The organism is Actinophytocola sp. (assembly GCF_036002505.1).
Classification (GTDB): Bacteria; Actinomycetota; Actinomycetes; order Mycobacteriales; family Pseudonocardiaceae; genus DASYTH01.
Map to the genome: position 1 here is coordinate 1 of NZ_DASYTH010000027.1, position 10,129 is coordinate 10,129.

General features: G+C 69.6%; 10 protein-coding genes and 1 pseudogene. 7 read left to right on the forward strand and 4 right to left on the reverse strand.

What is annotated here, in order from left to right:
* The 4 genes and pseudogenes from VGR06_RS01385 to VGR06_RS01400 all read right to left on the reverse strand — a co-directional run.
* A pseudogene (locus VGR06_RS01385) lies at positions 1-399 on the reverse strand (MFS transporter); the annotation flags it as partial.
* Positions 396-2,072, reverse strand: coding sequence for an MFS transporter (locus VGR06_RS01390; protein WP_327557068.1), 1,677 nt, complete (start codon positions 2,070-2,072; stop codon positions 396-398). The pseudogene VGR06_RS01385 and the gene VGR06_RS01390, both read right to left, overlap by 4 nt.
* A 140-nt stretch (positions 2,073-2,212) precedes the next feature.
* Complete coding sequence (locus tag VGR06_RS01395) at positions 2,213-2,737, reverse strand: DUF1697 domain-containing protein (RefSeq protein WP_327557069.1); 525 nt, start codon at positions 2,735-2,737, stop codon at positions 2,213-2,215.
* 29 nt (positions 2,738-2,766) lie between these two features.
* Positions 2,767-5,565 (reverse strand): AfsR/SARP family transcriptional regulator, encoded by a 2,799-nt coding sequence (locus tag VGR06_RS01400; protein WP_327557070.1) that lies wholly within the window; start codon positions 5,563-5,565, stop codon positions 2,767-2,769.
* 198 nt (positions 5,566-5,763) lie between these two features.
* Between VGR06_RS01400 and VGR06_RS01405 the strand changes: the two genes are divergently transcribed.
* The 7 genes from VGR06_RS01405 to ftsE all read left to right on the forward strand — a co-directional run.
* Complete coding sequence (locus VGR06_RS01405) at positions 5,764-5,910, forward strand: hypothetical protein (protein ID WP_327557071.1); 147 nt, start codon at positions 5,764-5,766, stop codon at positions 5,908-5,910.
* 88 nt (positions 5,911-5,998) lie between these two features.
* Positions 5,999-6,676, forward strand: a complete 678-nt coding sequence (locus tag VGR06_RS01410; RefSeq protein WP_327557072.1) for an FAD-binding oxidoreductase — start codon at positions 5,999-6,001, stop codon at positions 6,674-6,676.
* Positions 6,598-7,341 (forward strand): FAD-linked oxidase C-terminal domain-containing protein, encoded by a 744-nt coding sequence (locus tag VGR06_RS01415; RefSeq protein ID WP_327557077.1) that lies wholly within the window; start codon positions 6,598-6,600, stop codon positions 7,339-7,341. Before VGR06_RS01410 ends, VGR06_RS01415 begins: the two co-directional genes overlap by 79 nt.
* An 8-nt stretch (positions 7,342-7,349) precedes the next feature.
* Positions 7,350-7,547 (forward strand): FAD-linked oxidase C-terminal domain-containing protein, encoded by a 198-nt coding sequence (locus VGR06_RS01420; protein WP_327557073.1) that lies wholly within the window; start codon positions 7,350-7,352, stop codon positions 7,545-7,547.
* Between the two features lie 116 nt (positions 7,548-7,663).
* Complete coding sequence (locus VGR06_RS01425) at positions 7,664-8,164, forward strand: PadR family transcriptional regulator (protein ID WP_327557074.1); 501 nt, start codon at positions 7,664-7,666, stop codon at positions 8,162-8,164.
* A 99-nt stretch (positions 8,165-8,263) separates the two neighbouring features.
* Positions 8,264-9,367, forward strand: coding sequence for a peptide chain release factor 2 (gene prfB / locus VGR06_RS01430; protein WP_327557075.1), 1,104 nt, complete (start codon positions 8,264-8,266; stop codon positions 9,365-9,367).
* A gap of 100 nt (positions 9,368-9,467) precedes the next feature.
* Positions 9,468-10,129, forward strand: a 662-nt coding sequence (gene ftsE / locus VGR06_RS01435; RefSeq protein WP_327557076.1) for a cell division ATP-binding protein FtsE, incomplete at its 3' end; no start/stop codon positions are given.

Sequence of the window (10,129 nt, forward strand, 5' to 3'; positions counted from 1 at the left end):
CAGGCAGGACAGCACGACCATGCCGACGGAGAACACCACGCGGTGCGGGTGTCGGCCGGCGATCCGGCGCCAGGTCCGCACCCACAGGTGGCCGTAGAGGATCACGACCGTGGCGGTGGCCAGGCTGGGCGTGGTCAGCAGGGCGGCCGCAAGTGTCCACACGGAAGTCAGGTTGACGTGGAGGGCATCCGCCAAATGGCGCCGCATGCGTTCGACGTGCCTCGCCGCCTCGGCGGCCAGCAGAGCGAGTACGACGATCGTGGCGAAGCGCATCACGTCCGGCCGGGTGACCGTGTGTGCGAAACCCGCCCATATCGCCAGCACGACCGTGAGGAACTCGACTCCGAGCACGTAGCAAACGATCCGCCGGGGTCTTGTCCACAGCATCCAGGTCGTCATCGGGCCATCCTCACCCTGCATACCCGACCCCCGGCCATGCCGTGTAGCCAGCCCCATAATGAGGGCGCTCCTGGCCCCCATCGACGGTTCCGTGGCGGTATTCGTTCGGCCGCAAGCTGTGTCACGTCATCGTACCCGTCGTCCGCCTCGGAGGAGGTGTCTGGCATGCGCAATAAGGAGTGGTGAGGCGATTCGTTCTCATTCGACACGTCATCGCGTCGGTGCCCTGCCCAGGAGGAGGTGTCTGGCATGCGGAACAAGGAGTGGTGAGGCGGTCCGTCCTCAGTCGACACGTCGTGCTCGTGACCAGTTGGAAAGGAGGTGTCTGGCATGCGGAACAAGGAGTGGTGAGGCGGTCCGTCCTCAGTCGACACGTCGTACTTGCGACCAGTTAGGGAGGAGGTGTCTTGCATGCCGAACAAGGAGTGGTGAAGAGAGCGGTCGCCAGTAGTTCCGTGCTCGCTCCCGACGACCAGGTCGCGTCGGGAGCGAGCAACAGGCTGCCACCATCCGCCTACGCAGAGTACGAGCACGAGTCCCAGTAAACCTGCTCCGGCGACCGCTCGGAAGGGTCCTGTGGCCTCTGCCGCGACACCGCCGACCACGATCGCTATTCCCTGCGAGGCGTACAGGCAGGTGGCGATCCGGCCCATCACCTGACCGCGACGATGATCAGGCACGAGCGTGACCACAGTGGCCTGGGTCTGGATCAGGTATGCCGTGGAGAGCACGCCACTGATCGCCCAGAGCATGATCGAGATCAGCAGGCCGGGCCCGAGCCCGCAGATCACCAGTGGCACGCCGGAACCCGCGGCGAGGAGCAGCATGGAGGACCGGGTCGGCCGCAGCCGAACGCGGGCGATGAGCCAGGCACCGAGCACGCTGCCCAGCGGGTCGGCCGCCATCAGCAGGCCGACCCCGACCGAGCCGACGCCGATCGCCGCGCCATAGGGAGCCGCGACCCCTTCGGGCACCACGAACAGGCCGGCGATGGAGACGAGCACGACCAGCGGGAGCAGGGTCCGGCTGGAGGCAATGCGCACGGCTGGCTCGGCGGTGGCCCGCCAGTCGGTTGTGATCATGGCGGCCGGGCGCGGGCGCACGCCTTGCATGATCAGCAGCGCGCTGACCAGGAACGTGCCGGCATTCAGGGCGATGGCCAGGTGCGGCTCGACCGCGGCGACGATCAGGCCGCCGGAGGCGAACCCGGCGAGTTGGGCGGTCTGCCCGGTGATCTGCCGCAACGACAGGCCGACGACGTACCGTTCGCCGGTCAGGATCTGCGGGAGCAGTGCGAGTTGGGCGGCCTTGAAGGGTGCGCCGGCCATGCAGAGCACCCCCACGAGCGTCCATAACGCGGGTAGCGGCAGCCCCGGGACGGCCATCGCGCCGGCCAGCGCGGCCCGGAGCAGGTCGGTGACGACGAGGACGCGCCGCCGCGGGTAGCGGTCGGCGAGGCCGGAGAGCAGCGCGCCGCCGAGCACCGCCGGCGCGAACGTGAGGGCGTAGGTCAGTGCGGTCAGCCCGGCCGAGGAGGTCTGCTGGAACACCAGCAGGGCGAGGGCGACCCGGGCGAACTGGTCGCCGAGGATGGAGCACAGCTCGGCGCCCCACAGCGCGCGGAACTCCCCGACGCCGAGCACCTCGCCAAAGCCGGGGCGTCGACCCCTCATGTTCACCGCCAGGAGATCTCGCAGGGCGACCGGCGACCCCCGCAGTCGTGGCTACGACGTTAAGCCGCACCGGAGACCGGTTCACTGGGTTCAGCTGATGACCACCCAGATATACTAGCGCAACTACCCTTTGTAATCGATCAACTTGCCGACATCTCGACGAGTTTGTTCACCGTGCGCCAGTTCCGCACGGTCGCGGGCGTCTTGACCCGGCGCCCGAACAGCTCCGGGAGCTTGGCCCGGCCCATGCCGTTGGGCAGGTGGAAGTAGACCTCGGTGCCCCGTGCGGCGATCTCCTCGTGCGGCCGCTCGAGACCGGCCGCCGCGGCGGACTGGTCCTTGTCAAGCGCCTCGGCCAGGAATGCCACGTGCACATTCTCCGGGTCGGTGGGGAACGGGTTCGCGGCGACCACGTCCGCGAGCTGGCGGTGGGTGCGGATCACCACGACCGGCGCGACGCCGAGCTGCTCGGCGATCGCGGCCTCGAGCGTAGCGCGGAGCCTGGCCGGATCCAGCGGGCTGGTGAGCGCCACGTTGCCACTCTGTATATAGGTGAGCACGTCGGTGCAGCCGACCGACTCGCAGGTGGCGCGCAGGCCCGCCATCGGCACCTTGGCGCGGCCGCCGACGTTGATACCACGCAGCAGGGCGACATAGCGCGTCATGGACCGTTCTCTCCTCGGCCGGCAGCGAGTCAGGTGTTGCGTTGGATGATCTCAGGCGTGTCCGGAATCGGCTGCCGGCGCAAGGTGTCGGCAGCCGCGGCGGTGAGCGCCCTGAGGTCGTGAAGGATCGTCAGCGCCTGATCCCAGTAACCGCGTGCCTCGTCAAGACGGCCGCGGGCCTGCTGCACCTGGCCCAGGCCCCACAATGACTCTGCCTCCTGGTAGTCGTTGCCGATGGCCCGGGCGAGATGGAGAGCGCCCTGGTGTCCGGCCACCGCCTGATCGAGCTCGCCGGCCCGGAGGTTGGCCCAGCCGAGGTTACCGAGGGCGCTTGCCTCGCCGTAGCGGTTGCCGATCGCCCGGTTCAGCGCCAACGCCTCGTCGTGGCACCCGATCGCCTCCGCGAACCGCCCCAGACGCTGGTAGTCCAGCCCGAGGGCGTTCAGCGCGCCCGCCTGACCATAGCGATCGTCGATGTCCCGGCAGATGGCGAGCGCCTGCTGGTGGCAGGTGATCGCCTCGTCCATCCGGTTCTGTTCGAAATAGGCGAAGCCAAGGTACTTGAGGGCGCGCGGTTCGCCGCGGCGGTCCCCGATCTCCCGCCAGATGCGCAGCGCCCGGCGGACCGCGGTGATCGCCTCATCGACGCGACCGAACCGGGTGTAGGCGAACCCGAGGTCCTGGCAGGCGAGCGCCTCGCCCCGCCGGTCGGCCAACTGCCGCGCGGTGCTCGCGGCAAGCTCGCGCAGGGCGACCAGCTCGCGCCAGTGACCCCGGATCTCGAACGGCAGGGTCAGGCTCGCGGTGAGCCGCACGGCGAGCGCCGCCGTGGACTTGTTGGCGGCCGCTTGACGGGCCGCGGCGACCAGATTGACCTGTTCGGCTCCGACCCACGCGGCCGCGTCGGCCGGCGTCGGCAGCGTGAACCCGCCGTGCGGCGGCGACGTGCACTCGGCGCCGGCATCATGGGGGACCGACGTGAGGAGCAGCGTGGCCTGCTCGGCCGCGGCCAGATAGGTGACCAGGGCCCGGCGGAGTGCCGCCTCGCGGACAGGTTCGGGTTCCTCGTTTCGGGCGGCCTCCCGCGCGTAGATGCGCAGCAGGTCGTGGGTGTGGTAGCGGCCAGGTGCGGTGGAGTCCAGGAGGTGGGCGTCGAGCAGCCGCTCCAACGCTTCGCGGGTGTCGTGCTGGGGTAGGTCGAGCAGGGCCGCGGCCACCGGCACGCTGATCTCGAGCCAGTCCAGCACACCGAGGAGCCGGAAGGTGCGGGCCGCGCGCCGGTCGATCGGGTCCGCGCTGGTCGCGAGGGCCTGCTGGGTGACCGCGAAGCTGGCGCGCACGGCCCGGTCGCCCACCTCGAGTTCGTCGAGGCGGCGTTGCTCGTCGGTCATGCGGTCGACGAGCGCGGCGATGGTCCAGTGCGGACGGGCGGCCAGCCGTGCGCCGGCGATCCGCACGGCGAGCGGCAACCGCGCACACAGGTTGATCACCGTGCTGGCCGCGTCGGGCTCCTGACGGACCCGGTCATCGCCAGTCAGCTTGGCGAGCAGTGCCAACGCCTCGTCTTCGGTCAGCATGTCGAGGTGGAGGTGACGGGCTCCGTCCAGGGCGGTCAGGGTGGTCCGGCTGGTGATCACCACCAGGCAGCCCGGGCCGGCCGGCAGGAGCGGGCGGACCTGAGCGGCGCCGCGCGCGTCGTCCAGCACGACCAGCAACCGCTTGCCGGCCAGCACGGACCGGTACAGGGCGGCCTGCTCCTGCTCGTCGATGGGAATCTGTTCCGCCGGGAGGCCGAGGCTGCGCAGCAGCCAGCCGAGTGCCTCCGCCGTCGTCAAGGGTGCGGTCGGGGCGTAGCCGCGGAGGTCGAGGTACAGCTGCCCGTCCGGGAAGCCGTGGGCGATCTTGTGTCCGAAGTGGACAGCCAGGGCGGTCTTGCCCACGCCCGCGGTGCCCTCGATCACGGTGATCGCCGCGGCCGGTGGCTCGCCGGACTCGAGCCCGTTTCGCAGGTCGGCCAGATATCGCTTCCGCCCGGTGAAGCGGAGGATGTCGACCGGCAGCTGCCGCGGCACGGCGGACCTGGTCACCGGGCCGGTCGGCGGCAGGTCGGCGGACAGGATGCGCTGATGCAGCTGGACGAGCTCGCGTCCCGGCTCCAGTCCCAACTCCTCGATCAGTGCGGAGCGCGTGTCGTGGTAAACCCGGATGGCCTCGGCTTGGCGGCCGGCCCGGTACATCGCCAGCATGAGCTGGGCGGCCAGACGCTCGTCGAACGGGTTCTCGGCGGCGCTCGTGGTGAGGCCCGGGAGCAGCTCGCCGTGCCGACCCTGGCGCAGCTCGATCTCGTTGCGGTCCAGCTCGGCCGCCCGCCGCTCGGCGGCGAGGACGGTGCGCACCTGGTTGAGCCACGGCGTGTCCAGCGTGGCGAACGCGTTACCCCGCCACAGCGCCAGCGCCCGTCCGAACAGGACCGCGGCATGCTCGTCGTCCTCGGCTTCGCGGGCGCTCCGCACCAACTGACGAAAGCAATGCACGTCGACCGTGGACGGGTCGGCGGTCAGCAGGTAGCCGCCCGACCGGTGCGCGATGTCGACGTTCTCCGCTCCGGCAAGCGCATGCCGCAGCCGGGAGAGATAGCTGTAGAGCGTATCCCGGGCGCGGCGCGGAATTCGGTCGCCCCACGCCCTGGTCAGCAGTTGGTCAGCTGGCACGACGTGGTTGAGGTCGATCAGCAGCGCCGCCAGCAGGCAGCGCTGCGGGGCCGGGCCGAGGTCGACGGCGCGGCCGTTGAAGCGTGCTTCCACGGCGCCGAGGAGCCGGAACTCCACTTGACTCGTCCCCTCGATTCCCACGTCACTTCAGGCCGGTATACCCGGTCTGACCGGGCGCTTCAAGGTTTTCCGCAAGGTTTTGCCGGGGTGGGCGGGGACCCTGTTCCCGGTGGCGTCGTGTAGTTCGTGGGGGTCTACACGACGCCACGAGGGAAACAAGGTGCCGGTCGGCGGTGCCGCGATTAGCGTCGAAGCATGAGTGATCGGGTCGAGGATCGACGGCTGGCGGCGTTGTTGCGCACCTTCGTTCCGGACGGGCGGCTGGTGGACGAGGGCCTGCTCGGCCGGGAACACGGGATGTACTGGCGCACCGGCGGTTGGGTCGACGTACTGGGTGCATGACCGTGCGGGCGCGAGTCGGATGAGAGGCCGCGAGCCGCGCGAGCGGAGCGAGCGCAATTCGACACGGTCGTGGTGGGCTGGGGGGTGGGTGGACGCGGCCGTCGGGGGCGAAGAGCTCGCGGGGCTGGCGGCGCGGCTGCCGCCGCACTGGATTAAGGAAATGCTTCAGCCGCCCCGGGTCGACGATCTGGATCTGGGTGTCCCGCGGATCGAGCCGCCGGCGGCGCTGGCCGGGATCTGCACGACCGAGCCTTCCGCGCGGGCCGGGCACACGTACGGAAAGTCCTATCGGGACGTGATGCGGGCGCTGGCCGGGGATCTGCCGAACCCGCCGGACCTGGTGGCGTTTCCGCGGACCGAGGCGGACGTGGTGGACGTGCTCGATTGGGCGGGCGGTGCCGGGATCGCGGTGATTCGTTATGGCGGCGGCAGTTCCGTGGTCGGCGGGGTGGAGTACCGCGGAGGCGGGCATCCGGGCGTGGTGAGCCTGGACCTTTCTGGTCTGGACCAAGTGCTCGAAGTGGATGCGGTATCCCGGGCGGCGCGGATCCAGGGTGGGGTGCTCGGACCGGCGCTGGTGCGGCAGTTCGCCGGGCACGGGCTGACCCCGAGGCACATGAGCGAGCTTGCGAGCGAATCATTGGCACTGTTCCGCAGAGCTTCGAGTTCTCCACGCTGGGCGGGTGGCTGGCCACCCGGGCCGGTGGCCATTACGCCATGCGCTGTACGCATATCGACGATTTCGTGGAGTCCCTTCGGGTGGTGACGCCGGCCGGCATCGCCGAGTCGCGGCGGTTGCCGGGATCCGGGGCCGGCCCGTCGCCGGATCGGATGTTCCTGGGCTCCGAGGGGACTCTGGGCGTCATCACCGAGGCGTGGCTGCGGCTGCGGGCGCGCCCGGAGCGCAAGGCTGCCGTGGACGTCCGATTCGGCTCGTTCTCCGGGCTCGCCGCGGTGCGGACTGCCGCATACGCCTGCTGGACGTGGCCGGGGCGGCGGTCAACGCCGGTGCCCGGGCACGGCTCCGCCGTGCTGGTGCTGGGTTTCGAATCCGCGACCATCCGGTGGCCGGCGCACTGGCCCGGGCCTGCGAGCTCGCCGCCGACCACGGCGGTACATACCGGTGGGTGTCCACTCAGGACAGCCCGGACCAGCCCAATATGGTCGGTGCCTGACGGGCGGGCATTTCTGCGGATGCCGTACTCAAGGGATGCGTTGGCCCGATTGGGTGTCGTCGTGGAGACCGTTGAGACAGCGTGCACATGGGACCGAGCGGCCGGGCTGTACGGGGCGGTCCGGGCGGAGGTCGGCGCCGCGATCGAGCGACTGTGCAAAGAACCGGGCATCCTCACGTGCAGGACCACCCATGTTTACCCGGATGGAGTAGCGCCGTACGTCACGGTTCTCGTGCGGGGCTCGAGTGGTTGCTAAGTCTCCATGTGGGACGACATCAAGGCTTCGGCGAGCGAGGTGCTGATGCGGCTGGGCGCCACGATCACCCACACCACACCGTTGGCCGGGACTATATTCGCTGGTACGAAGCCCAGCGACCGGAAATCTTCGCTTCGGCGCTGCGCGCGGCGAGGAAGTCGTTGGATCCCAGGGGGATTCTCAATCCGGGGGTGCTGTTCCGCTAGGTGGCGCAATCATTCGGCCATTCGGGGGGTCGAAAGTGGCCAAGGTCCGACGAGCCACAGTGGACAGATTGCCGGCCACTGTGGACACCGGGGCTTCGGCGTGGCACGGTGGACTCGTGTCTGAACTGAATGCAACCGCCGCGGCACTTCTGGGCTTACTTCACGAAGGCCCGCAGACCGGTGGACAGCTGGTCGCCGCCGCCCGTGACCGTTTCGGCTCGTTCTTCAGCGTGACCCGAAGCCAGGTCTACCGCGAGCTTCCGGCGCTGGCCAGCGCCGGGCTGGTGCGCCTCGGCAAGCAGGGCCCGCGCTCGAGCCAGCAGTACGTGATCACGGCGGCCGGCAAGAAGGCGTTCAAAATGTGGCTGGGAGGCGATCCCGGCCCCGATCACCTTCGCAGCCCGCTCATCCTCCGGCTGGTGCACGCGAGCGCGCTGACCGCGAAACAGCGAGCAGCACTGGTCGACTCGGCGAAGAAGTCCTACGCCGACGAGGCGGAGGCGGCGCGGACCGCCGCCAAGTCCTCGGAGGACCCCTACACCAAGGCGGTGCACGAGTTCGGTGCGGCCCGGGCCCGGGCCGTGCTGAAGCTGCTGGACTCCATCCCCACGGCCTGACAACCCAACGGACCCGGCCGGGTCCGACACGCCTAGACGTCCGGGTTCACGTAGCCTTCTAAACTGGCGCTAAGCCAGCGAGCAAAATAGGAAGGCACCGTGAACCCGGACGTCGCGACCGATCTCAGGGACCTCTCCGCCACGCTGGCCAGCGTCGAGGCGGTGATGGACCTCGATGCGCTGCGCAAGCAGATCGGTGAGCTCGAGGAGCAGGCCGCCCGGCCGAACCTGTGGGACGACCCGGAGTCGGCGCAGCAGATCACCAGCCAGCTCTCGCACAAGCAGGGCGAGCTGCGCCGGGTTACCGACCTGCGCCAGCGGCTCAACGACCTCGATGTGCTGTACGAGCTCGCCGAGGACGAGGGGGACGCGTCCACCGCCGCCGAGGCCGACGCCGAACGCGCCCGGCTGGGCAAGGAGATCTCCATGCTCGAGGTGCGCACCCTGCTGTCCGGGGACTACGACGAGCGGGACGCGCTGATGACCATCCGCTCGGAGGCCGGTGGGGTGGACGCCGCCGACTGGGCGGAGATGCTGCTGCGGATGTACCTGCGCTGGGCCGAGCGGCACGGGTATCCGGCCGAGGTGTACGACACCTCCTACGCCGAGGAGGCCGGGATCCGGTCGGCCACGTTCAAGGTCAGCGCGCCCTACGCGTACGGCACCCTTTCCGTCGAGCAGGGCACCCACCGGCTGGTGCGGATCTCGCCGTTCGACAACCAGGGTCGCCGGCAGACGTCGTTCGCCGGGGTCGAGGTGCTCCCGTTCGTCGAGGCGGTCGACCACATCGACATCCCGGAGAAGGACATCCGCATCGACGTGTTCCGCTCCTCGGGCCCCGGCGGGCAGAGCGTGAACACCACCGACTCGGCGGTGCGGATCACCCACCTGCCGACCGGGATCGTGGTCTCCTGCCAGAACGAGAAGTCGCAGATCCAGAACCGGGCCGCGGCCATGCGGGTGCTCCAGGCCCGGCTGCTGGAGCGCAAGCGCCAGGAGGAGCGCGCCGAGATGGACGCGCTGAAGGGCGACGGCGGCTCCAGCTGGGGCAACCAGATGCGCTCCTACGTGCTGCATCCGTATCAGATGGTCAAGGACCTGCGCACCGAGCACGAGGTCGGCAACCCCACCGCGGTGCTGGACGGCGACATCGACGGTTTCCTCGAGGCCGGCATCCGCTGGCGCCGTTCCCAGGAGAACTGACCAGGCCGTTCGGCGCTCGGGAGTAACCGGTCAGCTACTGGGATGGGTGCGCCCGGTAGGCAACAAACGGATAACACGGCCAGCGGTAGACTCCCCGCTCGTGATTCGGCTCGAGCACGTGTCAAAGGTTTACAAGACGTCCACGCGTCCGGCGTTGGAGGACGTCACCGTCGAGATGGACAAGGGGGAGTTCGTCTTCCTCATCGGTCCGTCCGGCTCGGGCAAGTCGACGTTCCTGCGGCTGCTGCTGCGCGAGGAGACGCCTTCGCGGGGTCGCGTCTACGTGGCCAACTTCGACGTGGCCCGGATGGCGCGGCGGCGGGTGCCGCGGCTGCGCCAGTCGATCGGCTGCGTTTTCCAGGACTTCCGGCTGCTGAACAACAAGACCGTGGCGGAGAACGTCGCGTTCGCCCTCGAGGTGATCGGCAAGCCGCGGCACACCATCCGCAAGGTGGTACCGGAGGTGCTGGAGCTGGTCAACCTGGAGGGCAAGGCGAGCCGGATGCCGCATGAGCTCTCCGGCGGCGAGCAGCAGCGGGTGGCCATCGCCCGCGCGTTCGTGAACCGGCCGCTGATGCTCCTGGCCGACGAGCCGACCGGGAACCTCGACCCGGACACCAGCCAGGACATCATGCTGCTGCTGGAGCGGATCAACCGAACCGGAACCACCGTGCTGATGGCCACCCACGACCACTCGATCGTCGACTCGATGCGCCGCCGGGTCGTGGAACTGGACCTGGGGAGGATCGTTCGTGACGACGC

What these genes read in the sequence shown, in the direction of transcription:
- VGR06_RS01395 (WP_327557069.1), bottom strand. Translation starts at nt 2,737, where the DNA reads ATGACGCGCTATGTCGCCCTGCTGCGTGGTATCAACGTCGGCGGCCGC.
- VGR06_RS01390 (WP_327557068.1), bottom strand. Translation starts at nt 2,072, where the DNA reads ATGAGGGGTCGACGCCCCGGCTTTGGCGAGGTGCTCGGCGTCGGGGAG.
- VGR06_RS01405 (WP_327557071.1), top strand. Translation starts at nt 5,764, where the DNA reads ATGAGTGATCGGGTCGAGGATCGACGGCTGGCGGCGTTGTTGCGCACC.